This window comes from Pseudodesulfovibrio sp. S3 (assembly GCF_004025585.1).
In the GTDB taxonomy this organism is placed as follows: Bacteria; Desulfobacterota; Desulfovibrionia; order Desulfovibrionales; family Desulfovibrionaceae; genus Pseudodesulfovibrio.
Genome location: NZ_QTZO01000007.1, coordinates 137,103 through 163,044, shown reverse-complemented (window position 1 = coordinate 163,044; position 25,942 = coordinate 137,103). Strand labels below are relative to the sequence as shown.

The 25,942-nt window shown below is 56.3% G+C and carries 21 protein-coding genes, 1 pseudogene and 1 riboswitch; of the genes and pseudogenes, 21 read left to right on the top strand and 1 reads right to left on the bottom strand.

The genetic code is table 11. The annotated features are described in order from the left end of the window. Positions 1–14: 14 nt before the first annotated feature. Positions 15–1,718: a ShlB/FhaC/HecB family hemolysin secretion/activation protein gene (locus DWB63_RS10235; protein WP_241648779.1), complete on the bottom strand. Its 1,704-nt coding sequence runs from the start codon at positions 1,716–1,718 to the stop codon at positions 15–17. Between the two features lie 181 nt (positions 1,719–1,899). Further along, a riboswitch (cyclic di-GMP riboswitch) is annotated at positions 1,900–1,982 on the bottom strand. Between the two features lie 249 nt (positions 1,983–2,231). Between DWB63_RS10235 and DWB63_RS10230 the strand changes: the two are divergent. From DWB63_RS10230 to DWB63_RS10130, 21 genes and pseudogenes are all read left to right on the top strand, one after another. Beyond that, positions 2,232–2,916, top strand: a pseudogene (locus tag DWB63_RS10230) (IS1595 family transposase). Positions 2,917–3,163: 247 nt separating this feature from the next. Further along, a complete protein-coding gene (locus DWB63_RS10225) occupies positions 3,164–4,015 on the top strand; it encodes an acyl-CoA dehydratase activase (RefSeq protein WP_241648776.1) in 852 nt (283 codons plus the stop codon). Between the two features lie 43 nt (positions 4,016–4,058). Further along, entirely contained in the window at positions 4,059–5,189 is a 1,131-nt protein-coding gene (locus DWB63_RS10220; RefSeq protein WP_128328737.1) for a double-cubane-cluster-containing anaerobic reductase, read from the top strand. Between the two features lie 225 nt (positions 5,190–5,414). Continuing rightward, positions 5,415–5,693 carry a hypothetical protein gene (locus tag DWB63_RS10215; RefSeq protein ID WP_128328736.1) on the top strand — a complete coding sequence of 93 codons (279 nt, stop codon included), beginning with the start codon at positions 5,415–5,417 and terminating at the stop codon, positions 5,691–5,693. A 598-nt stretch (positions 5,694–6,291) separates the two neighbouring features. Continuing rightward, positions 6,292–6,483, top strand: a complete 192-nt coding sequence (locus DWB63_RS10210) for a hypothetical protein (protein ID WP_128328735.1) — start codon at positions 6,292–6,294, stop codon at positions 6,481–6,483. Positions 6,484–7,056: 573 nt separating this feature from the next. Next, positions 7,057–8,643 (top strand): sulfate respiration complex hexadecaheme cytochrome HmcA, encoded by a 1,587-nt coding sequence (gene hmcA, locus DWB63_RS10205; RefSeq protein WP_128328734.1) that lies wholly within the window; start codon positions 7,057–7,059, stop codon positions 8,641–8,643. Between the two features lie 15 nt (positions 8,644–8,658). Beyond that, the gene (gene hmcB / locus DWB63_RS10200; protein WP_128328733.1) at positions 8,659–9,714 is read left to right on the top strand and encodes a sulfate respiration complex iron-sulfur protein HmcB; all 1,056 of its coding nucleotides are present in this window, start codon (positions 8,659–8,661) and stop codon (positions 9,712–9,714) included. Next, entirely contained in the window at positions 9,715–10,890 is a 1,176-nt protein-coding gene (gene hmcC / locus DWB63_RS10195; RefSeq protein WP_128328732.1) for a sulfate respiration complex protein HmcC, read from the top strand. Positions 10,891–10,901: 11 nt separating this feature from the next. Continuing rightward, on the top strand, positions 10,902–11,033 hold the full coding sequence (gene hmcD, locus DWB63_RS10190; RefSeq protein ID WP_128328731.1) for a sulfate respiration complex protein HmcD: 132 nt from the start codon (positions 10,902–10,904) through the stop codon (positions 11,031–11,033). A gap of 54 nt (positions 11,034–11,087) precedes the next feature. After that, positions 11,088–11,765: a sulfate respiration complex protein HmcE gene (hmcE, locus tag DWB63_RS10185; protein ID WP_128328730.1), complete on the top strand. Its 678-nt coding sequence runs from the start codon at positions 11,088–11,090 to the stop codon at positions 11,763–11,765. 40 nt (positions 11,766–11,805) lie between these two features. Beyond that, positions 11,806–13,197, top strand: a complete 1,392-nt coding sequence (gene hmcF, locus DWB63_RS10180; protein WP_128328729.1) for a sulfate respiration complex iron-sulfur protein HmcF — start codon at positions 11,806–11,808, stop codon at positions 13,195–13,197. Positions 13,198–13,216: 19 nt separating this feature from the next. Then, positions 13,217–14,110, top strand: a complete 894-nt coding sequence (locus DWB63_RS10175; RefSeq protein ID WP_128328728.1) for a universal stress protein — start codon at positions 13,217–13,219, stop codon at positions 14,108–14,110. Between the two features lie 129 nt (positions 14,111–14,239). Further along, the gene (gene divK, locus DWB63_RS10170; protein ID WP_128328727.1) at positions 14,240–14,593 is read left to right on the top strand and encodes a DVU0259 family response regulator domain-containing protein; all 354 of its coding nucleotides are present in this window, start codon (positions 14,240–14,242) and stop codon (positions 14,591–14,593) included. Between the two features lie 144 nt (positions 14,594–14,737). Next, positions 14,738–15,094, top strand: coding sequence for a DVU0259 family response regulator domain-containing protein (gene divK, locus DWB63_RS10165; RefSeq protein ID WP_128328726.1), 357 nt, complete (start codon positions 14,738–14,740; stop codon positions 15,092–15,094). 89 nt (positions 15,095–15,183) lie between these two features. Further along, a complete protein-coding gene (locus DWB63_RS10160; protein ID WP_128328725.1) occupies positions 15,184–17,094 on the top strand; it encodes a response regulator in 1,911 nt (636 codons plus the stop codon). 105 nt (positions 17,095–17,199) lie between these two features. After that, complete coding sequence (locus DWB63_RS10155) at positions 17,200–17,640, top strand: Rrf2 family transcriptional regulator (RefSeq protein WP_128328724.1); 441 nt, start codon at positions 17,200–17,202, stop codon at positions 17,638–17,640. Between the two features lie 42 nt (positions 17,641–17,682). Then, positions 17,683–19,947, top strand: a complete 2,265-nt coding sequence (locus DWB63_RS10150; RefSeq protein ID WP_128328723.1) for a PAS domain-containing protein — start codon at positions 17,683–17,685, stop codon at positions 19,945–19,947. A 215-nt stretch (positions 19,948–20,162) separates the two neighbouring features. After that, positions 20,163–20,735, top strand: a complete 573-nt coding sequence (locus tag DWB63_RS10145; protein ID WP_128328722.1) for a NapC/NirT family cytochrome c — start codon at positions 20,163–20,165, stop codon at positions 20,733–20,735. Positions 20,736–20,746: 11 nt separating this feature from the next. Then, a complete protein-coding gene (locus DWB63_RS10140) occupies positions 20,747–22,132 on the top strand; it encodes a multiheme c-type cytochrome (RefSeq protein ID WP_128328721.1) in 1,386 nt (461 codons plus the stop codon). A gap of 228 nt (positions 22,133–22,360) precedes the next feature. Next, positions 22,361–23,503 (top strand): ATP-binding protein, encoded by a 1,143-nt coding sequence (locus DWB63_RS10135; RefSeq protein WP_128328720.1) that lies wholly within the window; start codon positions 22,361–22,363, stop codon positions 23,501–23,503. A gap of 20 nt (positions 23,504–23,523) precedes the next feature. Continuing rightward, positions 23,524–25,866: a diguanylate cyclase gene (locus DWB63_RS10130; RefSeq protein ID WP_128328719.1), complete on the top strand. Its 2,343-nt coding sequence runs from the start codon at positions 23,524–23,526 to the stop codon at positions 25,864–25,866. Positions 25,867–25,942: the final 76 nt, after the last annotated feature.

Here is a 25,942-nt window from a genome sequence, read left to right as displayed (position 1 = left end):
GCAGTCTCCCACAACTAAAAGGCGTATTGAATGGATGTGTAAAATTCGAGATCGTCGTTTATCATAGAGGCCGGCGCGTCCAGGGGCTTGGCAATGGCCATGTCCATGACAATGTTGCCGCCGGAAGTTCGGACACCGAGGACAGCGCCCTGAAGCGAGCCACGCTCTTCCAGCTCCTTGTCATCGGACTTGATTATTCCGGCATCGTAGCCCGCATAGAGCTGCGCCTTGCCCAGCATCTTTGCCATTAGGGACGCTGTGCCGCTGATGCCGGTCATATCCATGGCCAGCTCATTTCGGATGTACACCCCGGTGTCGCCGCTCAGGCTGTCCTCATGAAAGCCGCGCACCGTATACCGGCTGCCGATACTGATGCGTTCGGCGCTGTAAAGCGTGTGCTCCGACCATTGGCCGGAAAACCTGGTGCTCCAGGTAAAATTGGTCTTTTCGATCGTGAAGGGGCGGTAATAACTCCCGCCGAAGATGACCTTGGAAAACTGGGCGCGGGGAGTGTCCGGTGCGGGATTCCTGTCGCGTTCGGCACCCAGTATGGGAAGGCCATGGCTGATGCCGACTTGTCCGGAAACCAGCCCGCCAAAAAGCCGGTGGCTATGGTTGAGAGAAGCGCCCGCCACCGCCAGGACCTGGCTGGTTGCGGCCAGCTTTACGCCGCTGAAATAGTTTTGGGTGTCACGATGGGTGTAGGAGAGACCAAGTGAGGTTTTGCTGTTGGCATCACGCCTGAGCACCCGGTCCACGGACAGGCTCGTGGTCGTGGTGTTACCGGCGGAGCTGTATTCCGAGGCTCCGCTCTTGATGGTGGTCCGGTAGTCGTACCGGCTGAGTGATGTCGAAAAGGTCCAATATCCCAAAGGAATCGAGTAAAAACCATTGATCGTCCCGCTTTTCTGATGCTCCCCATTGGTCCAGGCTTCGGCATCGCCGTTTATATGCAGATCCAACAGGTCGTTCATTTCGAGCAGGTTGTCTTTGCCAAACGTCAAAATATACTGGTTGCGCCCGGTGGAATCCTGACCGGAGTTATCCAGCCCGGCAGATAACCGCCAAGACCGGGAGGGCTCGTTCTCCACCACAATCCGGCTCGTTCCCGGTTCGTCGCCGGGTACTAACTCCATCTTGGCGTTGTTGGACGGAAGCCGGTTCATTTGATCCAGCCCCTGCTCGATATCGCGCAGATTCAGGTACTCGCCGGCAATGCCGGGGAAGGCTCCCCTGAGTTCTCTGACAGCTCCCTGACCGTCCTTGAACTCAATGCCTTCCACCTTGCCCTCCACAACGAGGATGACCAGATGCCCGGCAGATAAATCTTGCTGAGGAATAACGGCACGTGTGGTGACGTAGCCCTTGTCGATATAGGCGTTGGTCACGTCGCGGACGAGGTTGTTCACGTCATTCAGCGTCAGGCACTTGCCGAGATATTTTTTCGTTATGCTGTCGACTTCAGATCGACTGAGGAGGGTGACGCCCTTGAGTTCAATGGATTTTGCCTGGAAGCACGTTGCACCCGGAGCGGCCTGGGGGACTTCGGGGAGACGCAAGTCTTCACCGGAAGGCGGCTTTTCAAGCCCCTCCAGGTGTTGGCGTTCCAGCTCCTGGCGACGCTGTTCCTGCTGTTGCTGAATCTGCTGTTGCTGTCGGATGGCGTCGTCAATGGGTGCGCCGCAGCAAAGGCTGGGTGCAAAAAGCGCGATACACAAAAGAAAATAGAATGCAAATTGTCGGTGGCAGCGAGTGCCTCCACCGTGCTTTCTCTTGTGAAAGAGAAGCATCCCCCGCTCTTTGACCACAGCAAAGCCCTCGCAGCTTGCCGCATGGCAAACTCGGTTAGGCCAAAATTTAGACTATGATAGGAGAATGGAAGCTCTGACGCAGCTTTCACTCGGCAACCCGGCTGTCTTCAATCAACATGAAGACCCGTGGCTTTCCGTCTCCGCCTCACGACGAATTTGGCTTTATTTAGAATATCAATTGGTTAAGATTCCACCCCGGAATCACATTCAGATCAGCAATGAGCTCTATAGAGGATAGATATACAAAACTCAACAAAGAATGCAGCAGTGCATTAAATATGGACATTCAGATAGCCGACAGCTGTCAGAATACTTAAAACGTTAACAAATGCTTAAAAATTTCATTACGCAGCACAAACGATAAAATTTGGCATAAAAAACACTGGTCTGACATAGATCTCTCTCCATATAAGGGAAACCATGAGGTTAAAGAGATCACGTTTATCGGGCGTATTTCGGATCGCCTCATTGAACATTTCGTTGCAGGCACCCCATCCCGAACTGCCAGTGACTTGGTAGGGGTAAACCGCAATACGGCAATTAGCTTTCACCAAAGATTGCAGTGTATTATAGACCATCAAACGCCCTCAGTTGAGATGTTTTCTAGTGAAGGTGAATCGACGAAAGCTACTTTGGTGGCTACAGGCGTGGGATTCGAGGCCGAGGAACTGCTGGCAAAGTCGCAGTATTTGGCATTCTTAAGCGGAATGGAAAGGTCTTCGCTCAGATTCTGCCAAATACTCAATCAAAAACCGTAAAAAAGAGCATCGACTCTCAGGTACAGCCCGATAGCGTTGTTTATACGGATGGATTGTCGTCATATAAAATACTGGATGTATCTGAATTTAAACACTATCGCATCAACCACCTGAAAAGGTATGTTGATGGACACAACCATATCAATGGAATTGAGATTTTTTGGAACCAGGCCAAGCGCCAACTGAGGAAATACAATGGGATTCCTCGCCAGTATTTTTGGCTGTATTCAAAAGAATGTGAATTCAGGTGTAATTACGGCTCTCCAAAAGAGCAGTTATCTATGTCAGCCCAAAAAGTTCAAATCCGCATGGCGGGTTTGAACCTTTTTTTGGTCATGAGATTATGAGTATCGACTCAGAGGAGGAATAGATGTGTCCCACCTCAGTACGGCACGGCGGATACTCCGAGTTCAGATATTGTTCCAATGCCGCCCCTTCCAGATGAGCTTAACAGCCCAAATCATACCCCATTTCCGACTCGTCAGGCTAACGGCCACGCAAATGATGCCAAGTCTCCATATTGATAATATAAATTGCCACCATTGATACTTTCGCTGTATAGCCCAATACAATTCATCATAGTGGGAGGCTTAATTGCGCGCAATACATAGCATAATTGGTGATAAAAGCCTGGATCGCACAAGCAGCGATCCAGCCGGCGCCATCAATACGATGGCGTTCGCCGGGCTGGACATCGGTTCAACAGCCACCAAGGCTGCGATTATAGACGGGATTTCCAATGAAGTGATCGCTGTTGCCGAGAAAAGCACTGGCTGGAATCCCAAAGCGGCGGCCCAAGAGGCTTTGGAGGAAGCTCTTTCCCTCCTGCCCTCCTCCGATTTTGAAATTATCCGAACGGTCGCAACGGGGTATGGCCGGAATATGGCCTCCGGGATTGACAAACGGGTAACGGAAATATCCTGCCATGCTCTGGGCGCGAAACATTTGGTGCCTGACGCCATGACCGTGCTCGACATCGGCGGCCAGGATTCCAAGCTCATTTCCCTGGATGAACACGGCAATGTCCGTGATTTCCTCATGAACGACAAATGCGCTGCCGGAACCGGCCGGTTCATTGCCAACATGGCAATAGCATTGGGGGTCGATCTCGATAATTTCGGAGTTCTTGCCTCCTTGGGAAACCCTGCCCCCATTTCGAGCATGTGTGCCGTTTTTGCGGAATCCGAAGTGATCGGCCTGACCGCCTCCGGTGTTTCCCGAAAGGACCTGGCGGCCGGAATCGTGATTTCCATTGCAAAACGATTGACCAGCCTGGCAGGGCGGATTCCACTGACTCCGAATATTGCCTTCACGGGCGGAACCGCCAGAAATGCCGATCTTGCCGAGTGCTTTTCCAAGGCACTCAACATTGAACTCATCGCCCCGCCGCTCGCCCCCTTTGCCGGAGCCATCGGGGCAGCCCTTATTGCAGCAAAAAACGCGTAACTGCATAGCCAATTCATTCTGACAACTTGAAGAAGGAGACTCCATGAACTACGCTTCTATTGACCAGTTGACCACGAGAGCAGAACAGAACCCCTTGGAGGTTGCCGGAGCCAAGGATAAAGGACAAAAGGTTTTCGGTTTTTACTGTCTGTATTCACCGGTTGAAATAGCTCTGGCAGCAGGCGGCATTACGGTCGGCCTGTGCGGCACACGGAACGACCCCATTCCCGCCGCTGAAAAAACACTGCCGCGAAACCTCTGTCCCCTGATCAAATCGAGCTTCGGGTTTGCGGTCGAAGATTCTTGCCCCTACTTCAAGGCAGCCGACCTTATCGTTGCCGACTCCACTTGCGACGGCAAAAAGAAGATGTTCGAGCAAATGGCCGAGCTGAAGCCGCTCCATCTGATGTATCTGCCGCACAATCAGGAACTTTCAGTGACAGCCCCGTTCTGGGAGGGCGAAATACTGCGCTTCAAGGAGCGAGTCGAACTGGAATGCGGGGTCGAAATAACCGACGCCATGCTGAGGGAAGCCATTCAACTGACCAATCGAGAGGCGGCCGCACTCAAGGGGCTCATGGATCTCAACCAACAGTCTCCCGCGCCGATTTCCGGCATGAAAATGCTTGAGATTATTTTCAAAGCGGGCTTCTTTGCGTCCAAGCAGGAGTCTGTCAAACTCCTTGAAGCAGTCGTCGATGAAATCGGCAACACGCCAATCGAAAAGATCAAACAAGGACCTCGTATCATCATTTCCGGTGTCCCCATGGGCATGGGCTCGCACAAGGTCTGCCAGCTCATCGAAGACGCAGGCGGCACTGTCGTGGCGTTTGAGAACTGCACGGGCTACAAGAAGACCATGATGGTGGACACTGACAAGGCTCCGATCACGGCCCTGGCAGAAAAGTATCTCGCAACCCCCTGCTCGATCATGTCTCCCAACCCTGGCCGAATCGAACTCCTCAACACCATGATCGATGATTTCAGCGCAGATGCCGTCGTAGACCTCACGTGGCAAGCCTGCCATACGTACAACGTGGAAGCGGAAACAATCCGCAAGTTCGTGCAGGGCGACAAGAAAATGCCCTACCTGCACATCGAGACAGACTATTCAGATGCGGACACCGAGCAACTGCGTGTTCGCATTGAGGCCTTTCTGGAGATGATCGGGTAAGCAAGGCTGGCGATATTCGCATAATTCCGGGTGGTCAGTAGAAATACTCACCACCCTTTTTTTGTGCAGAAAAGCTGCATGTCCATGGGCAGACTCCACCTGAACGGACAAGACATCCCAACGCTTCCGTACGTCGGGTTTTGTCAAAATCAGACATCAGTTTCACGTCCCGCCAGACAAGCTAACGGTTGCCTCGGATTGCATTATGCTGATAGTTCATCCCACATGATCACTTCAGATGAACCCCCAATCAACAGGAAAGCGGCCGAACAGGCGCTCCGTCACATAAATCACCATGGCGGCGTGAACCAAGGCTGGTATGTGGGCATTGATGATGCCGGTTCCAACCGGGACGACAGCAGCCACAAGCACCCCATGCGCTATGAAATGACATCTCGAGACGAGGCCATACACACCATGTCCTGGCTGCTGGACGCCGGGCTTCAAGCTGATGACGAGTACGGCGCAGAGCCGACCATTTTATTCATCTACAAAAGGACTTGAGCCGCTTTTTACAGAGTCACGTTCCCGCCTGTCCCAAGTCATTTGGGATGAAGCCGCCGCGCCTACGGACCGCCTTGGGCTTCTTCGCAGGTAAAGACTTTTCGAGCCCGAAGCAGGGACCGGCACCATCACACAAAAGATGTCAAACCATACCAACACGTTATCAGGCAACACCGTTGCCGGAGATCCAAAGATTTTTGTCGTGGATCACAACCCCGACCGAATAAACATGAGCATTCGATCACCCCTGTGTGCTACATGCAGGATCTGCCCGTTCGCCATGAGTTCTCGTTTTTCTCATGAGAAGCCTTTCATAATTCCGCAAATAGCTTAACATGGATTTCCTGCGCAAAATGAAAAGGCAAGGATTTGGACATAACAACAAAAGTAGAAAAAAAACAGTTCGCCGGCATTGAAACACCCCTTTTCGAACAGAAGAGGCGAACATGTCATCCGAAGGCGCCGCATTGCAACGATTCTGCCGCAGTACCACCAGGGGGGTTACGGAACTCCACCGGGATACTTGTTAAACTTGTGGTGGACTGATTCGAACGGCAGTGCTAGGTTGCGCATCTTCCTTGCTATTGGAGGTTTACATATGTTCGATTTCTTCTGTCTGAATTATAAAAAAGCGGCCATGACGTTTCTCAACCAACACCAGGTCGGACAGCGGCTTTTCTCCTATGGAGACGGCGGCAGAAAAATGCGCTACCTGCGTGAACGGGGATACGTTGTTTCCGACCGTGTCTCTGAAAACCGATGGGTCCATAAAATCGTGAAAAAGCCCTAAGATACGGCCCTCCCATCGAGAACAGCCCTTTGCTTTTCTCGATTTTTCATCCTGTCTCACCCAAAAAAAGACCCTTCCAACCGGAAGGGTCTTTTTTTCTGCCCCGAGTCCTCTCTGCATTCACTTGCTTCCCCCCAAAAAAAACAACCTGTTTCCATTTCCGGCATATAAATTTCTACTTTTTCAGTAGGTAATTTTCGCCACGGTGTTTTTCCAGAAAAACCGTGCCGTCTCTGACCGAAAAGCAGAACTTGAAAACAGTTTTCAACAAAACCTCCTAAACAGGTTCCTCTTTAATTCAATGTAGTTATAATACTTATAAGAATTATTACCAAAATGAAAAATATGCTTGACTAGTGCCTTATATATAACATACCGGCCCGGTATGGAGTAAAAACCTCGCGACCCGGTAGGTATTTTAACCAACCTGGACAGGAGGATTTTAAGACCAGTTTTTTGCGCGGCAATCTCAAGCCGCGCTTGGGGGCCGGAAGAGTCCCGTAAAGGGACTAGGGGAACGGGCCAAGAGGCCGGTTCATTGCCATCAACGCTTTTGAGTAAAGGGATCGACACATGGCAAACGGTAAACGGATACTGCGATTGACTGCCATCGTGATCGCGCTGGTCGGCGTGCTGGGCTTCCAGTTGGAAGCCATGGGTATGCTCGGCTCGGCGGATGAGGCCGCCGGGCGACCGGACGTGATCATGATCGACACCATCGCGAAACTAGAGGTACTCGAACAGTCTGCGGCCGTGTTCAAACACGACGCACACACCAAGGCCCTGAAAGATCAGGGCATGAGTTGCGAATCCTGCCACAAGAAGGACGCCAAGGGCGACATGGCCCTGACCTTCAACAGGCTGGAAGGCGAAGGTCAGCCGGAACTGACCGCGTCCGAGCTCAAAGACATTTATCACGACGGCTGCATCACCTGTCACGTCAAGAGCGACGACAAGGGATTCAAGACCGGCCCCATGGTCGGTGAATGTCGCAGCTGTCACCAGGCCAAGCCTGAGGTGACCTCCCGGCAGGTGAGATCGGGTATGGACAACATGCTCCACTTCATCCACTGGGATTCCAAGGTCATTCCTGCAGACGCCGGAGAGAAGACCAACTGCGGTTCCTGCCACAAGAAAAAGGGCGAGGAAGACAGCTGGCGCTTCGCAGCCGACAACGCTGGAAAGAGCACTCAGGAAGTCTTCCACAACCAGTGTGTCACCTGCCACCAGACGCTCATCGAAAAGAAAGCGGAACGCAGCGGCCCGGTACAATGTGCAAGCTGTCACGGCACAGAGGAAGTGGCCAAACGCAACGTCGAGCTGGCCAAGGACCTCAAGGCCATGGGCGGAGAACTGCCGCGCCTGCCGCGCAAACAGCCTGACGCTGTCCTGATGATGCCAAAAGCCGAAACCCCTGCGCCTGAAAAGGTCTCGGGCATGGCGTACGTTGCCTTCGATCACAAGTTCCATGAAGGAAAGGTGGACAACTGCCTGACCTGTCACACCAAGGGTGTCAACGCCAAATCCGACGAAATGACCTTCGAAGCCCTGCATGACGTCAAGTCCGACAGCTCCTGCATCGGGTGTCACGCCGTGGAACAGAAGAAGCCCGAATGCGCCGGTTGCCACGCAAGCCGTCCCGCTGCCAAGGTGCTCTCCGATGCCTCCTGCGTCGCCTGCCACAACGTGGGCAACCAGGAAGACGGCTCCCTCAAGATGCTGGCCGCCGCTCCCAAGGAAACCCTGGCAGCCAAAGCCGCCACCGTCATCGCAGCCCGTCCCCAGAGCCCGGCTCAGGTGGCTGTGGAGGACATCCCCGAATTCGTGAACATCGGGGTCATCTCCGACAAATACCTGCCGAGCAAGATGCCCCATCGCAAGATCGTGCTCTCGCTCATGGACGGCATGAAGGACAGCCAACTGGCCACCGCATTCCATGCCGCGCCTGAGGCCATCTGCGCAGGCTGCCACCACAACAGCCCGGCCACCAAGACGCCGCCCAAGTGCGCCTCCTGTCACGGCAAGCCGTTCGCTGTCGAGGGCAAGCCCGGCCTCAAGGCCGCCTACCACGGCCAGTGCATGTCCTGCCATACTGAAATGAAACTCGAAAAGCCCGCTGCCACCAATTGCGTTGCGTGCCACGAGAAGAAAACCAACTAACCGAAGGAGTAAATGATGTTACGCAGAACATTCCTCGGATTGTTGGGCGCCGCAGGCGCGAGCGTCGCGCTTCCCGTGTCGGCTACGGCCGGGGGCAAGAAATTCGGCCCGCATCCCGACACCAAGGGCGTGCTCTTTGACGCAACCCGCTGCATCGGCTGCCGCAAGTGCGAGCTGGCCTGCAACGAAGTCAACGAGCTGCCAGCGCCCGATATGCCTTTCGACGATCTGACCGTGCTGGAGACCCGGCGCCGGACCGACGAAAAGACCTATACCGTGGTCAACAAGTACCAGGGCAAGACCGGCCCGGTGTTTCGCAAGTCTCAGTGCAACCATTGCCTGGAACCCGCCTGCGCCTCCGCCTGTTTCGTCAAGGCCTTCAAGAAGGAACCCAACGGTGCCGTGACCTACGACGCTTCCGTTTGCGTCGGCTGCCGCTACTGCATGGTTGCCTGCCCGTTCTCGATCCCGGCATACGAATATGACGAGCCGCTGACCCCGAGGGTCATGAAGTGCACCATGTGCGCACCCCGCCTGGCCGAAGGCAAGCTCCCCGGCTGTGTGGAGAAGTGTCCCAAGGAGGCGCTGACCTTCGGGCCGCGCGCCGAACTGATCAAGATCGCCCGCGAGCGCATCAACACCTACCCCGAACGCTACGTGGACCACGTCTACGGCGAGCACGAGATGGGCGGTACCAGCTGGATGTATATCTCTGGCGAGCCCTTCTCCGAAATCGGCCTGCGCGAGGACCTGGGAACCCAGTCCGCGCCGGAGCTGACCGCCGGAGCCCTGGCAGCCGTACCCATCGTGGTCGGCCTGTGGCCCGTGCTGCTGGGCGGCATCTATGCCGTGACCCAGCGGAACGCGAAGATCGCCAACGACGAACGCGTCGCAGCTGTCAAGGATGCCCTGAAACGGGCTGGCGAAAAAGCCGAGCAGAAGCTCCACGAGGAGCTGGGCAAGGCCGAACAGAATAGCCAGCGTCGCATCGAGGTCGAGGTCAAGAAGGCCGTTGAAGAGGCTCTCGCTCCCAAGGCAGAGGACGCCGAAACCAACGAGGAGGAGTCCTAGATGTCTGTCGACACCACCATGGCCGAAAAGAGATCGCTCTTCACGCCGTTCAATATCATTGCTGGAATCATTCTCATCGCCGGACTCATCGTCACCGTGATGCGTTTCACCGTCGGCCTCGGCGCCGTCACCAACCTTGACCAGAACAACCCCTGGGGCATCTGGATCGGCTTCGATCTGATGTGCGGCGTTGCCCTGGCAGCCGGAGGATACACCACCTCGGCCGCCTGCTACGTGTTCGGTCTCAAAAAGTTCCATTCGGGGGTCCGCCCGGCCATCCTGACCGCCTTCCTGGGCTATGCCCTGGTGGTCTTCGCCCTGCATTACGATGTGGGCCGTCCGTGGCGTCTGCCCTACCCGATCTTCGTCCAGCAGGGCACCACGTCCCTGCTCTTCGAAGTGGGTCTCTGCGTGTTCCTGTACCTGACCGTGCTGTTCATCGAATTCACCCCGGCCCTTTTCGAATGGCTCGGCATGAAGAAGATCCGCAACGTCGTGGTCAAGCTGACCCTGGCCCTGACCATCTTCGGCGTGGTCCTGTCCACCCTGCACCAATCCTCCCTTGGCGCGCTGTTCACCATCGTGCCCTCGAAGCTGCACCCGCTGTGGTACTCCCAGTACCTGCCGGTCTTCTTCTTCGTGTCGAGCATCTGCGCGGGCCTGTCCATGGTCATCTTCGAAGGAACCCTCTCCCACAAGCCCATGCACCACTTGATGGATGAGGAGTACCTGAGCAACCACGATGGCCTTGTCCTCGGTTTTGCCAAGGCCGCTTCCCTCGTGCTGTTCGGGTACTTCTCCATCAAGCTCATCGGCCTGGCCTACGACAACAACTGGCACTACCTGACCACGGGCTACGGAGCCTGGTACCTGGTCGAGATGCTCGGTTTCGTGGCCCTGCCCTCTTTCCTCTACGCCATCGGCGTACGGGACAAGAATATCACCTTGATCAAATGGGCCGCGGGCCTCACCGTCCTCGGCATTGTCGTCAACCGGTTCAACATCTCCATGATCGCCTTCAACTACCAACTGCCTTCGGCGGAGCGGTACTTCCCGAGCTGGGGCGAGATCACCATCTCCCTGTTCGTGGTGACCATAGGCGTGCTTGTTTTCCGGTTCATCACCACCAGGATGCCCATCTTCTACGTGCACCCTGACTACAAGGACGAACACTAGGAGGCACCCAGATGGAATTCTTCACACTCCAAGACTACTACACGTTTACCAAGGGTACCGTGTACCTGATCATGGGCGGGATTCTCGTAGGGGTCACCCTCTACTGGCAGTTCCTCATGGGCGGCAACAAAAAGGACGACTAGCCTTCAGGGCCATCGTTTTCCGATTAACGATATGACAATCAAGGAGAAGCGGAAATGTACGATTTCCTGACAGGGCCGATGCTCTGGGTGACGTTTCTCGTCAGCTTTGGCGGCCTGCTCGTTCGCGCCGTGATGTACGTCCGAGGACTACACTGGCAGCTCGACCGGGTGGCATACCGCCCCAACATGAAATACGGTATGCGGGGCGGACTACGGTCCATCCTGGCCTTCATCATCCCGTTCAAGGCCCGGCTGTGGCGCGTGCGTCCCGGTTTCACCATCATCTTCTTCGCTTTCCACATCGGGCTGCTTGTCACCCCGATCTTCCTGGAAGCCCACAACGTGATGCTGAGCAAGGCCTTTGGCTTCAGCCTGCCCACGCTGCCCACCATGGTGGCGGACGTGCTCGCCTGGACCTGTCTGGTGGGCGGACTGTTCATGGTCCTTCGCCGTATCGCCTTCCCGGAAGTGCGCATCATCACCACCTTCTACGACTACCTGCTGATCGTCATCACCGTGATGCCCTTCATCACCGGTCTGATCGCACGGTACGAGATGGGTGACTACAACTTCTGGCTGATGGCGCATATCATCAGCGGAGAAATCTGGCTTCTGTGCCTGCCCTTCACCAAGCTCAGCCACGCCGTCCTGTTCTTCATGTCCCGCATGCAGCTGGGCATGGACTACGGCATCAAGCGCGGTGGCATGAAGGGCTCGGACATGGCCTGGTAACCAGGCGTCTCATACAGCCTACTCAGAATGGAGAAGCAAAATGCCTGAAGGAATACTTTGCAACAAGACGCCCATCAACACCGACGAACAGCTCAAGCTGACGCTGTCGGACAAGGGCGGCAAGCAATACTACGAAGAAATGAACCACCTGGAAGTTGACTCCGACAAGCTTTGGGGCGCCATCCAGAAAACCATGAAATCAAGAACCAAGACCTGGCTTGAGATCTGTGCTCACTGCGGCCTGTGCGCCGAGAGCTGCTTTCTCTATCAGGTCAACGGACGCGTCCCCGAACAGGTCCCGTCCTACAAGATCCAGTCCACCCTTGGGGTGATCGTCAAGAAAAAAGGCAAGGTCGACAACGCCTTCATGCAGATGTGCATGGAGACCGCCTGGTCCAAGTGCACCTGCTGCAACCGTTGCGGCATGTACTGCCCGCACGGCATCGACATGGGCGTCATGTTCGGTTACCTGCGCGGTCTGCTCTACTCCCAGGGCTTTGTGCCGTGGGAACTCAAGATCGGTTCCGGCATGCACCGCGTGTACCGCGCCCAGATGGACGTGACCACCGAAGACTGGGTCGATACCTGCGAATGGATGGCCGAGGAGACCGAAGAAGAATGGCCGGGTCTTGAAATCCCCATCGACAAGGAAGATGCGGATATCATGTACACCTGCAACGCCCGCGAGCCCAAGCACTACCCGGAAGACGTGGCCGAAGCAGCCATCCTCTTCCACGTGGCCGGAGAAAACTGGACCGTCCCCTCCGAGGGATGGGAACAGACCTCCCTGTCCATGTTTGCCGGTGACTGGGAATGCTGCAAGGACAACGTCCAGAACGTCTACGACGCCATCGAGCGGCTGCGGCCCAAACGGGCCATCGGCACCGAGTGCGGCCATGCCCACCGTGCCACGGTCATCGAAGGCCCCTACTGGACCGGTCGTCCCGACGGACAGCCCCCCGTGCCCTACATCCACTATGTGGAATGGCTGGCCGAGGCACTGCGCACAGGCAAGCTCAAGATCGATCCGACCAAGCGCATCAAGGAACCTGTCACCTTGCAGGATTCCTGCAACTACGTGCGCAACCAGGGGTTGAAAGACGTCACCCGCGAGATCCTCAGCTACATCGTGGAACCGGGCTACTTCGTGGAAATGGCCCCGGCCAAGGAGCACAACTACTGCTGCGGCGGTGGCGGCGGTTTCAACGGTATCGGCATATACCGCCCCCAGCGCAACATGGCCCTGCGCAAGAAGATGGAGCAGATCATCGATACGGGCTGCAAGCTCGTCATCGCGCCCTGCCACAACTGCTGGGACGCCATCCGCGACCTGGAGGAAGAGTATGAAATCGGCATCCGCTGGTCCTTCCTCAAACCGCTGGTGATCAAGATGCTGGATGTTCCCGAGCATCTTCTGCCCAAGGACGAGTAACCAAAGGACGAGGTGAAATATGTTCAAAAAGATTCTGTTGGCCACCAGCGGAGCTCCGTCCACCTTCGGTGCCGCCCGTGTCGCATTCGACATGGCCAAGCGCTATGGAGCCGAGGTCGTGGTGTTCAATGTCATGGGCGTCCCCACCAAGGCGTTTTCCCAGGTGGTCAATGACGTCCGCACCGGCGAAGAAATCGAGGTTGACGACGAATACCGCGCCTGGGTTGAGGAGGAGCTGAAATCCACCTTCCAGAAGCAGATCGAATCCGTGGAGTTCTCCAAGATCATCACCACCACCGGCGTGCCGCACCGCGAGATCCTTCGCGCTGCCCGCGCCGAGGACGTGGACCTGATCGTCATGGGTGCCAGCTCCGGCGACTCGTCCGCATACCGCAAGGGCTACCCCGGTTCCACCCTGCAACGCGTGGCCAAGGCCGCCCGGTGTCCGGTCATGACCGTGCACCGCGAAACCGCTTCCTACTGGGGCGGCTTCGGCAGCATCCTCTTTGCCACGGACTTCTCCAAACAGGCAGAGAGCGCATTCAAGTATGCCCTGGCCTCGGCCAAGGAACTGGATTGCGATCTGACGCTGTTCCACGCCCTGGATATCAGCGGCAAGGTGCTTGACCAGAACGCCATCGAAGACGAACTCATCGCGGCCCGTGAGCGCATCCGCGCCACCTACGTGTCGCAGATGGGCGACTTCAAGAACTTCGATGTCGAGGTGTGGGAAGGCGTGCCCTATGTGGAAATCGTCAAAATGGCCCGCGAGCGGAGCGCCGACCTCATCGTCATGGCGCACCACAACCGCGAACTGGACCCGGAACTGGCCCGCATCGGCTCCACCATGGAGCAGGTCATCCTGCGCGCCGGTTGCCCGGTGGTCAGCGTCAGCAAGCCTGACAAGGTCTAACGCGTGAACAACGCGCCCGGCATCAGCCGGGCGCGGATAAAATATTAATGCCGCAGTCGGCCTTGGCGGGAGCGACTGCGGCAAATCAAGAATCAATTCAATTGATTCATGCGTACCAGGAGGTATGTTATGTCCAAGAAGATTCTCATTGTCGATGATGACAAGGAAATCCGTTCTTACTTGTCCGAGCTGCTCGGCGACAACGGCTATGAAACCGTGACTGCCACCGACGGCTCCGAGGCCGTGGAGATCGCCAAGGCGGAAAAGCCCGATCTCATCACCCTGGACCTGGAAATGCCCAACGAATGGGGTCCGAGGTTCTACCGCAAAATCAGCCAGGATGAAGAGCTCAAGCGCACTCCCGTTGTGGTCATCAGCGGCCTCAACGCGATCAAGTACGCTATTCCCAAGGCAATCGCAAGCCTCACCAAGCCTTTTGAGCCTGCCCAGCTGCTGAAAATCGTCAAGGACGCTATCGGCTAGTCTGAGCAGTGGGGGGGGGATTTACCGGCCTGCGGATCGGAACCGATCCGCAGGCCGCATCTTCCGACTTGAACTCGCGTGCAGGTTGAGTATACGTTGCTGGCATTGCGGGACATACCCGCCACTCGAACACAGGTAGAGCACATGCCAAAGAAAATCATGGTGGTGGACGACGACCCTGACATCGTCGATTACCTCATCAGCGTATTCGAAGATCACGGATACGACACCTGCCGCGCCTCCGACGGGATATCCGCCTATGAGGTGGCCATGGCTCAAAAGCCGGACCTCATTACGCTGGATATTGAAATGCCCCACGAGTGGGGGCCCAGATTCTACCGTCGGCTGACCAATGAGGAGGAATTTTCGGACATCCCGGTGATCGTCATCAGCGGGCTGTCGGGAATTCATCTGGCCATCCGACGGGCCGTGGCAACCATCAAGAAGCCCTTTGATCCGGCGGATGTGATCCAGATAGTGCGCGAGGCTCTGGGCGATTAGCCGGACCGGCAAACAAGGGACTGGGAAACTCGCTTGCCCCATGCGCAGGGCAGGGAAGATCGGCAAACAGGGCTTTCCCGGAGGGTAAGATGAATTTCAGGAAATTGATGCTCGTCGATGACGAGGCAGGTGTCCGCCGCTTCCTAGGCCTCTCTCTCGTGGACCTCGGCTACGAAGTCGAAACGGCTGCCAACGGCAAGATCGCCATGGAGCTTTTCGACCGTTTCAAGCCCGACATCGTCTTCACCGACATCAAGATGCCCGTCATGGACGGCATCGAACTGCTCAAGGCCATCAAGGAAAAGTCCCCGGACACCGAAGTGGTCATGATCACCGGTCACGGCGACCTTGACCTGGCCATTGAATCCCTGAAATTCGACGCCTCGGACTTCATCACCAAACCCATCAACAACGATGTGCTGGAAGTAGCCCTGGAACGGGCGCGAGACCGCTTCACCATGAAGCGCCAGTTGCGCAACTACACCGAAAACCTGGAAGCCCTGGTCGAGGAAAAGACCCAGCGCATCGTGGAACTGGAACGACAGAAAGCGGCCTCCGCAGTGGTCCAGGGCCTCTCGGCCGCACTCTCGGACGCGGCTCAGGACGTGGAGACCGGCGACGGCCTGTTCAACGAACTGCCCTGTCTGGTCTCCATCCACAACCGCTATCTCGAAATCGTGGCCCACAACACCCTGTTCGAGGAACGGCTGGGCAATCAGGTCGGCTCCAACAGTTTCGACATCTACTCCGACCGCAACTCTCCGGGCAACGCCTGCCCGGTGCAACGGACCTTCGAGACAGGACACGGACAGCGCAGCAAGGAAAATTTCCTCGGAAAGGACGGCGAGGAGATTGCCGTCACGGTCTTTACCGCGCCCATCCCCGGCAACAACGGGGACATCGAACTGGTCCTGGACATCTCCGTGGACATGAGCGAGCTCAAACGTCTTCAGGACGAACTGTTGACCACCCAATACAAATATCAACGGCTTTTCGACGAGGCACCCTGCTACATCACCGTCCAGAACCCCGATCTTACCATTGCCGAGGCCAACAAGAAGTTCGTCGAGGACTTCGGCGAGGCCGCAGGCAAGCCCTGCTTTGCCTACTACAAGCACCGCCATGAGCAATGCAGCGACTGTCTTGTCGAAAAGACCTTCAAGGACGGCCTGTCCCGACAGCGCGAGACCGTGGTCACCACGTTGAACGGCGAGCAGAAGAACATGCTCGTGCAGAGTGCGCCCATCCACGACGCCTCGGGCAAGATCGTCCAGGCCATGGAGATGTCCACGGACATCACCGAAATCCGCCGTTTGCAGGATCACCTGACCTCTCTGGGCATCATGCTCGGTTCCATGTCCCACGGGGTCAAGGGCATGCTCACCTCCCTGGACGGCGGCATCTATCGGCTCGAATCCGGCCTGAACAAGGGTGACGGAAAACGCGTGGAAGACGCCACCAGGACGCTGAAGACCATGATCGGCCGGGTCAAGAAAATGGTCCTGGACATCCTGTATTACGCCAAGTCGCGGGAGCTGGAGGCCGAAACCGTGGATGCCTCCCAGTTCCTCAGGGACACTGCGGCAATAGCTGCGGCCAAGGCTGACGCGGCCTGTGTGGAATTCGTCTGCAACGTGCCCGACGATCTCGGAGAGTTGCAGGCCGACACTGCGGCCATGTCCGCAGCGCTGATCAACTTTCTGGAAAACGGGGTGGACGCCTCCGAACGCATCAAGGGCGGCCGGGTGGAGCTGGCCGCCGAGCGCCAAGGAACCGATCTGGTCATCACCATCACCGACAACGGCATGGGCATGGACCAGGAGACCAAGGAAAAGATCTTCACCCTCTTCTTCTCGTCCAAGGGCAAAAAAGGCACGGGCATCGGACTGTTCATCTCCAATCAGACCATAGAACAGCACGGCGGCTCCATAACGGTAGCCTCCTCCCTGAACCAGGGGTCGACCTTCACCATAACCCTGCCGGAAAAGGCCGGACGGTAGTTTGCCACCGAGCCGAATGGCCCGATTGATCTTCCCGTATCTTTTCCATATGCTGGATGGCGCAATGAATTCACTCACCATCTACGCCACCAGGGACAGGCATTTATGAAACTGACCACACGCAGCAGATACGGCACCCGGTTGCTCCTGGACATCGCCCTCCACTCCAAGGACGGCACCCCTGTCCCGAGCAAGGACACTGCCGAGCGCGAGGGGTTATCCATCAAATACCTGGAAAAACTCATCAAGATGCTCAAGCAGGAAGGGTATGTGACCGGCAAGCGCGGCCCCAACGGCGGCAACGTCCTGGTCAAACGCCCCGAGGACATTTCCATCGGCGAGGTGGCCCGCATTCTTGACGGCGAAGAACAGGTGCTGGGCTGCGAGGGCGACGTGTCCACCTGTCCGAGGGCAGCGGTCTGCCTGAAGCGCTCCATCTGGGACGACGCCAGCATGGCCATGTACAAGATGCTCGATTCCTATTCCCTGGCCGACCTGATGAAGGACGCGTTCCTGTGTCCGCAGAACCCGCCGCTCCAAGAGTAGCATCCGGCCGCAATCCATGCCCCACGGGCCAAAGGAGTGAGCATGTTCAAGAGATTCCGCGAAAGCCTGATCGCCAAGATGATCCTGTCCGGCGGAGTCACGCTCCTGTTCTGCATCTTCCTGTGGAGCGGGTTCAACGTCTATTACTTCAAGCGCAACGTCCTCTCCAACGTCATGTCGGACATCGAAATGATCTCCGACACCATCATGCTCGCCCTGCACTATGCCATGATGCTCGACAACGAAGAGGACATCAAAGAGAACATCAACAACATCAGCAAGCAGGAAGAAATCGAATCCATCCGCGTCTACAACAAACAGGGACGCATCGTCTTTTCCAACATTCCCGAGGAGATCGGAACCGTTATCGGGCTTGAATCGCCCTCCTGCTGGAACTGCCACCAATACGACCCGCCGCCGCCCACCATGCCCCTGTCCAAACGGACCCGGATGGTCGAGTCCGGCAAGCGTCAGCTCATGGCCATCATGACTCCCATCGCCAACACCGAAGGATGTTCTCCCGGTCCCTGCCATGTGCACAAGGAGGACGAACAGGTCCTCGGCCTGCTGGACGTGACCGTGAACATGGATGCCAAAAATTCCATGATCATGCTGTTCGAGCGGGCCAACATGGGCATCTCCATAGTGGTCTTCGCGGCCACGTTCCTGGCCCTGTTCGCCTTTACCTACAAATTCATCTTCCGGCCCATCAAACGTCTCATTTCCGCCACCGAGGGAATCAGTGCAGGACGGACCTTTTCGGACATCAGGATCGAGCAGGTGGACGAAATCGGCACCCTGGGCCAGGCCTTCAACATGATGGGCCAGCGTGTTCACGAAAAGCACCACGAACTCATGGAACAGCGCGAGGAATTCCGCAACCTGTTCGAAAACGTCCCGTGCCTGGTCAGCGTGGTGGACACCGATTACCGGGTCATCCGCCACAATTCGGCCTATGAACGCCACTTCGGATTGCCCATGGGAAAACGGTGCTGGCAGGTGAACAAGGGGAGAATCGAAAAATGCGAGGTCTGTCCTGTGGACCGCACCTTCAAGGACGGACTGTCCCACATGTCCGAGGAATCCGGCCTGTCCAAGGAAGGCATGCCCATCCACTGGATAGTGTACACCTCACCCGTCAAGAACAAGGACGGCCGGGTGGTGGCGGCCATGGAGATGATGATCGACATCACCCGCCGCAAGGAGCTTGTAAACCAGCTCGCCGCCTCCGAACACCGGTATCACGCCATTTTCGATTCCATCCCGAACGCGGTCTTCGTGCTGGACCGGGATACCCTGGAAATACTCAACTCCAACGAGTCGTCCCACGACATCTATGGTTGGCACCACCTGGAACTGCGCGGCCGGTCGTTCATGCAGTTTTTCCGCGAAGAAGAGGCCCTCGACTGGGAGGAAGCCGTCCGCACCAGACCCGAAATCGAGCTGTGCACGCACGTGACCAAATCCGGCAGGCCCATTTTCGTTTTCCTGCGCATCTCCCCGGCCCGGTTCGAGGATAGGGACACCCTCATTGTCACCTGCACCGACGTGTCCAGGAAGATCGAGGCCGAGCGGCAACTCATTCAGGCCAGCAAGATGACTACCCTGGGCGAAATGAGCACCGGTGTTGCCCACGAGCTCAATCAGCCCCTGACCATCCTCAAGGCCATCTCCAACCTGCTCTCGCGCAAAGTGGAAACCAATGCGCCGCTGGACCCGGAGATCATGGCGGAAATGGCGGAAGGCATCTCCACCCACGTGGACCGGGCCAGCAAGATCATCGAACACATGCGCGAATTCGGACGAAAATCAGACCTCAAGACCATGCCCGTACAGATCAACGAGGTGTTGGCGCGCGGCTTCGAATTCTTCAGCCAGCAGCTCATAGTGCACAACATCGAAATGATATGGGAACTGGAAGAGGGACTCCCGCTGATCATGGCCGACTCCAACCGGCTGGAGCAGGTGGTCATCAATCTCCTGCTCAACGCCCGGGACGCCATTGAAGAAAAGTGGAGCAAACACAAGCTCGATGCCGACAAACGCATCAAGATCACATCCTTCAGCAGCAAGGGCATGGTCGTATTCAGGATATGCGACACCGGCGCGGGCATCCCCCCGTCCATTCGGGAGCGTCTGTTCGAGCCCTTCTTCACCACCAAGAACGTGGGCAAGGGGACCGGGCTGGGCTTATCCATCTCATACGGCATCGTCACCGACTACGGCGGGGACATCAAGGCACAGTCCTGGGAATCGGAAGGCGCCTGTTTTGAAATATCCTTCCCCAAGGCCGAGTGCGAACTGTAAACAGTCACTGTATACACAGCCTTCACCGGGAACGTCAGGGGAGACACTCCCCTGACGCTCCTCTCATCCTTCAGGGACAGCCAATGAATAACTCCCAAATAATAACATTTCAGTACTTTCCTTTTTCCCCAAATCTGATAAACAGATACAGACTTCCCCTATATCCGGGCCGGGGGTGATTTGCCCGAGTAGGAACACTGCAACCAGGAGGAGGTATGGAACGAAAAACCAAGTCGATCCTGTTGGTTCTCTTCGGCGTATTGATTGCCTTTCCGCTTTTCAGCATGACCTATTACACCATGGTCAGGACCTCGACACCGGAATTCTGCGGCTCATGCCATGAAATCCAACCAGCGGTCATGGCCTGGAAGATGTCCACCCACGTCAACAACGGGCAGGGGTTCGTGGCCGACTGCATGGACTGCCATCTGCCCGCTCCTCACGACACGGTCGACTTTTTCTTCACCAAGACCCTGCACGGGGTCAAGGACGTGGTCTCCCACTTCACGGGAGGCGCCGAACGCTATGACCGCAAGGTCATGCGGGAACGCATATGGGCGACCATGAAGAACGACCAATGCATGAAATGCCACCGGAACATCCTGAACATGCCGGCCAAACGCGGAGCCATGCTGGCCCACCGCCGAGTGCTCTATGCGGGTGGCGGCGAGGAGTACCGGTGCACGGACTGCCACAGGAATCTGGTCCATGCGGACAGGCAATTTTTCGACTACAAACAGTTCAATGCGCCTTACAGGGCCAGCGGGCTGTCAACTCTGGGTATTTAGGAGGTTGTTGTATGTATCGCAAAGTGATTCTCATGCTTGCCGCCCTGCTGGCTATCACCGCCTTCACTGCGGTCACTGCCGGAGCGCAAAATTTCCCCAAGGTTCGCGAACTTCGCATGGACCGGGCCACGCCGCCCCAGGGCACGGCCTGTATCGAATGTCATAAACAAGAGACCCCCGGTATCTTCGCTGACTGGGCCATGAGCCGTCATGCGGCGGCAGGCATCACCTGCCTGGACTGTCACCAGGCACAGCCCGGCGACCTGGACATCAGCGTAGACCATGAAAAATACTACTCCAAGGGCGACATGCCCATGGGCGAAAAACAGTACTTCGTCCCCATTGCCTCGCCGGTCACCCCCAAGGACTGCTCCAGGTGCCACCCGGACGAGGCCAAATCCTATGCCAAGAGCAAACATGCCAACACCATCGAAATCATGTGGAAGCTTGATCCGTGGTTGAACAAGGGCATGAATTCGGACAATGAACGCAAGACAGGCTGTTACTACTGCCACGGCACCGTGCTCAAGATGGTGGACGGCAAGCTCGATCCGGCCACCTGGCCCAACGTGGGTGTCGGCCGCCTGAACCTGGACGGCTCCCTCGGTTCCTGCACCAGCTGTCACACCCGCCACAGGTTCTCGGTAATGGAAGCGCGCAAGCCTGAGACCTGCGGCCAGTGCCACCTCGGCCCTGACCATCCGCAGATCGAAATCTTCAACGAATCCAAGCATGGTGACATCTACCAGGCCTTCAAGCACGAATACAACTTCAACTCCGCCCCCGGCGCATGGACCCCCGGCGTGGACTACCGCGCCCCCACCTGCGCCGCCTGCCACATGTCCGGTTCCGGCGCCCAGCCCACCACCCACGACGTGACCGAGCGCATCTCCTGGGAAACCCAGGCCCCGCTCACGGTCAGGCCGCAGGACTTCAAACCCTTCCCGTCCGGCACGGATTGGAGTGTCGAACGCGACAAGATGAAGGACATATGCAGACAATGCCACGGCCAGACCTGGATTGACGACTTCTACATTCAGCTAGACACGACCGTTCAAGAGTACAACGAGGTCTACTACAAACCCGCCAAAAAGATGCTCGACGATCTTTATGAAAAGGGTTTGCTCGACAAGACCACGTACTTCGACGAACACTTGGAAGTCGAGTTCTACGAACTGTGGCACCATGAAGGCCGCCGCGCCCGCATGGGCACGGCCATGATGGCCCCGGACTACGCATGGTGGCACGGCTTCTATGAGTGCAAACACCGTTACAACAAGTACATGGAAGAGGCCCGCCACCTCATTGAGACAAACACCAAGGCCTACATCTATCCAGACTTCCCGAACACGGGAGGAGATACCACGAAGCCGGTAGAGATATTCGGCAAGGAATAGGTCAAACAGACGACCACACACCACGGGGGGGGCATATGCCCCCCCCCTTCCTTTTGCCGCACCCTTTTCGACCCATGGTCTGAACCGTTCTTACCCGGCACGAAACGATTTCATTGACCTTGTGCCAAAAAACCGCAATATAAGTATACGATACACGGGGAAAAACAGTATACGAAAGGCCGTTTCCGACAGACCTGCCAAAGGCTCCCTATCCAAGGATACAACAGCATGAGCAACCCAAGCCTGACAACCCACTTTGCTTCCCCGGAAAGGGACTCGCTGGAAGTCATCAGATCTCTTGCAGGGCAGTTGCAGCAGGAAACGACACTCTCCCTGCTCAACGCCGTTCCCATGGGAGTTGTCCTAGTCAACCGTCATCGCCAAATCGTCTTCTGCAACGACCTGTTCCGGCAATTATCACTCAAGAACAAAGAAGAGGTCCTCGGCTTGCGCCCAGGAGAAGCATTGGACTGCGTCAATTCCTGCCTGGAAAAAGCGGGCTGCGGCTGCTCGATCTTTTGTGATGTGTGCGGAGCGGCCAAGGCCATCGTAAAGAGCCTTGACGGCACGGCTGATTGCGAGGAATGCCGAATGGTGAGACGTGTGAACGAAACGGAAATGCAACTCGACCTGCAAATATTCACCCGACCGTTCAACCTCAACGGTCAATCCTTGACCCTCGTTTTTACCATGGACATAAGCCATGAACTCCGGCTGCGCTACCTCAACCGGACATTCTACCACGGCCTCATCAACGGCGTAGGCGGCATATCCATGCTTACGGAGCTGATCGAGGCAGAGCCTGAGGACACCAACCTGTTTCCCCTGCTTGTCGATTCATCCCGACGGACTCTCAAGGAGGTTCTGTATCACAGAGACCTTTACGCTGCGGAAACAGACAGACTCAATATCAACATGGCCCTGTTCAAGGCAAAACCCTACCTGGAAAACCTGATCGGGGAGGAGTGCCGGTTCAAGAACACGCAGCCTTCCTGCGTCGAAATGAAGCTGGAAGACGACATATCCCTTTTCAGCGACAAACGCCTTCTGGGACACGTCCTGCGCAACATGCTCGACAACGCTCTGGAAGCGAGAGAAAACAATCCTGGAAGAATCACGCTCAGCTGCCGCCGGTCAAAGGATGGCCGGACGACCATATCTCTGGAGAATCCGGGACTCATACCTGAAGACATCCAAAAGGAGCTGTTCAAACGCTATGTGTCCACGAAGTCCAGGGACCGTGGGCTCGGAACCTATGTCATCAAACTTCTTACCGAAACATACCTGAATGGCAAAGTGAATTTCAACTCAAGAAACGGGATGACAACGTTTGAGATCATGCTCCCCTCAACAACCCGGACTGAAGCCTAATCCTGACGGGGCGACGTAATATGGGAAAAACAAGTCTGCGCAAACAGCTTGACGAGGCGCAAAAGCGCATCAGGGAGCTTGAATCCGAACTGGCACCTGACAGCGATGCGGCCTGCCCCATACTGTACGATCTCATCTTCGAAAACGCACCCGGCGGCATGACCATCATCTCCCGGCAGGGCGAAATCCTTGCCTGTAACAGAGAAGCGGGCCAAATCCTGGGATACGACTCCACAGAGTTGATCGGACGCAGCACCGAGGACTTCTACGCCAATCTGACCGACAGAATCGACTGGGACGCCCTCCTGCAACAGGAGGACATCAGTGCGTATCAAATCCCCCTTCGCCGCAAGGATTGGAAAGTTGTCTGGATCAACTTCAACGCCAGGGCCACCGACTATGGCAGCGAGAAAGCGGTACTCATCTCCTTCACCGACATCACGGCCCACCGCGAGGCCCTCAAACGTGTGGAGCTGGACGAAATCCGCTTTGAAAAGCTCTATGCCCTTTCGGAGATGACCCGAAAATCCGAGGCTGAAATCCTCAGTTTCACTCTGGAGGCCATCACGGAAGTAACCGGAGGCCGAATCGGATACATATTCCGGGTCAACGAAGATGAAACCGAACTGGCCCTGTACGCCTGGTCCATGAAAGTCATGAAACAATGTACCATGGAACCCTTGTCGGAAAAGTACAAGGTCTCCGAAACAGGGCTGTGGGGCGACGCCATCCGGCAGCGCAGACCTGTCATCCACAACGACTACCAGGGCATTCCGAACAAACGGGGGTACCCGGAAGGGCATGTTCCCATCGTCAACCACATGAACGTCCCGGTTTTAGACGAGGATCGCATCGTGCTCCTGGCAGGGGTGGGCAACAAGAGCGAGGACTTCTCCCAAACCGATGTCCGTCAGATGCAACTGATCATGAACGGTGCCTGGCGCGTCATCCAGCGCAAGCGGGCACGGGCGGAACTCAAGGCAGCCCATGAAGAACTCGAGGCAAAGGTAAGTCGCCGCACCGCCAGGCTGGAGGAGGCCAACAAGGAACTGGCTCTCCTGAACATCCAGCTGGTCAAGAAGGACCGGGAACGGGAACTGACGCAAAATGCCCTTATCCGGTATGAGCGCATCATCGAGACCAACCCCGACCTCATCTCGCTCATCGACAAGAACTACCGCTACTGTATGGTCAACGACGCCTATGCCCTGGCGCTCGGGAAAAAACAGGAAGACATCGTGGGCAAGACCATGGTGGACATTCTCGGGCACAACAGATTCGAGGCGGCTTCAAGACCGCACATAAACAAGGCTTTCAATGGGGAAATCGTCAGGGTGGAGAGTTGGTTCGACCTGCCGAAAACAGGCAAGCTCTACATGGCCATCACCTATCACCCGGTATCCATTGACGGCATCAATATCGATTACGTGTCCATCGATTCCCGCAACATGACCGATCTCAAAAAGAACGAAGAGGCCCTGAAGGAAATTGCCGACCGGCTGGATATGGCCACCGATGCAGGCAACATCGGCATATGGGAATGGGATCTGCTCACCGATGAGCTTTTCTGGGACCACAAGATGCTGGAACTGTACAAGGTGGAGCAGGACGCATTCAGTGGCATGTTCGAATCCTGGCGCTCCCTTGTCCACCCCGAGGACCTGGCCGGGACCGAACAGAAAATAATGCAGTGCATCGAATTAAAAAACCCGCTGCAAATGGAATTCAGAATAGTATGGCCCGATGGCTCCATCAGAACCATACGCGTCGACGCCCAGGTCCAGGTGGATGAAAACGCCACCCCCTTGCGCGTGATCGGGGTCAGCATGGATATCACTGAACAGCGCACCATGGAAAACGAACTGCGCAGACTGGCATCCACCGACCCCCTAACCGGCGCGAGCAACCGGCGCCAATTCATGGAGCGGCTGACCGAAGAATTCGACCGCTGCAAGCGGTACAACACTTCCCTGGTCCTGCTCTCGCTGGATATCGACCATTTCAAAAACATCAACGACAATTTCGGACATCCTTCCGGCGACGATGTACTCAAGGAACTGGTGGTCCTTTCCAAAACGACCCTGCGGACCACGGACCTGTTCGGTCGTGTCGGAGGCGAGGAATTCCTGGCCGCCCTCACCCAAACCAGCATCACCGCCGGAGTCAACACAGCCGAACGGCTCCGTAAACTCATCGAAGAAAGTCCGGTTGAAACCCATGGTCACGCCATCAGCTATACCATCAGCATCGGCGTGACCGAAATCCACCCCGACGATAATTCCATTGAGGATATCCTCAAGCGGGCGGATGAAGCCCTTTACGAGGCCAAGCACAAGGGACGCAACCGAGTGGTGGTGCTTTGATTTCCGCATCCACGAACGCCCTTGACGCCACCTGAGCGGCCTCGTATCTTGGAAGATAGGCATACACCAAGAAACA

Coding starts and splice junctions, on each gene's coding strand:
- DWB63_RS10220 (WP_128328737.1), top strand. CDS start 4,059: ATGAACTACGCTTCTATTGACCAGTTGACCACGAGAGCAGAACAGAAC.
- DWB63_RS10215 (WP_128328736.1), top strand. CDS start 5,415: ATGATCACTTCAGATGAACCCCCAATCAACAGGAAAGCGGCCGAACAG.
- DWB63_RS10210 (WP_128328735.1), top strand. CDS start 6,292: ATGTTCGATTTCTTCTGTCTGAATTATAAAAAAGCGGCCATGACGTTT.
- hmcA (WP_128328734.1), top strand. CDS start 7,057: ATGGCAAACGGTAAACGGATACTGCGATTGACTGCCATCGTGATCGCG.
- hmcB (WP_128328733.1), top strand. CDS start 8,659: ATGTTACGCAGAACATTCCTCGGATTGTTGGGCGCCGCAGGCGCGAGC.
- hmcC (WP_128328732.1), top strand. CDS start 9,715: ATGTCTGTCGACACCACCATGGCCGAAAAGAGATCGCTCTTCACGCCG.
- hmcD (WP_128328731.1), top strand. CDS start 10,902: ATGGAATTCTTCACACTCCAAGACTACTACACGTTTACCAAGGGTACC.
- hmcE (WP_128328730.1), top strand. CDS start 11,088: ATGTACGATTTCCTGACAGGGCCGATGCTCTGGGTGACGTTTCTCGTC.
- hmcF (WP_128328729.1), top strand. CDS start 11,806: ATGCCTGAAGGAATACTTTGCAACAAGACGCCCATCAACACCGACGAA.
- DWB63_RS10175 (WP_128328728.1), top strand. CDS start 13,217: ATGTTCAAAAAGATTCTGTTGGCCACCAGCGGAGCTCCGTCCACCTTC.
- divK (WP_128328727.1), top strand. CDS start 14,240: ATGTCCAAGAAGATTCTCATTGTCGATGATGACAAGGAAATCCGTTCT.
- divK (WP_128328726.1), top strand. CDS start 14,738: ATGCCAAAGAAAATCATGGTGGTGGACGACGACCCTGACATCGTCGAT.
- DWB63_RS10160 (WP_128328725.1), top strand. CDS start 15,184: ATGAATTTCAGGAAATTGATGCTCGTCGATGACGAGGCAGGTGTCCGC.
- DWB63_RS10155 (WP_128328724.1), top strand. CDS start 17,200: ATGAAACTGACCACACGCAGCAGATACGGCACCCGGTTGCTCCTGGAC.
- DWB63_RS10150 (WP_128328723.1), top strand. CDS start 17,683: ATGTTCAAGAGATTCCGCGAAAGCCTGATCGCCAAGATGATCCTGTCC.
- DWB63_RS10145 (WP_128328722.1), top strand. CDS start 20,163: ATGGAACGAAAAACCAAGTCGATCCTGTTGGTTCTCTTCGGCGTATTG.
- DWB63_RS10140 (WP_128328721.1), top strand. CDS start 20,747: ATGTATCGCAAAGTGATTCTCATGCTTGCCGCCCTGCTGGCTATCACC.
- DWB63_RS10135 (WP_128328720.1), top strand. CDS start 22,361: ATGAGCAACCCAAGCCTGACAACCCACTTTGCTTCCCCGGAAAGGGAC.
- DWB63_RS10130 (WP_128328719.1), top strand. CDS start 23,524: ATGGGAAAAACAAGTCTGCGCAAACAGCTTGACGAGGCGCAAAAGCGC.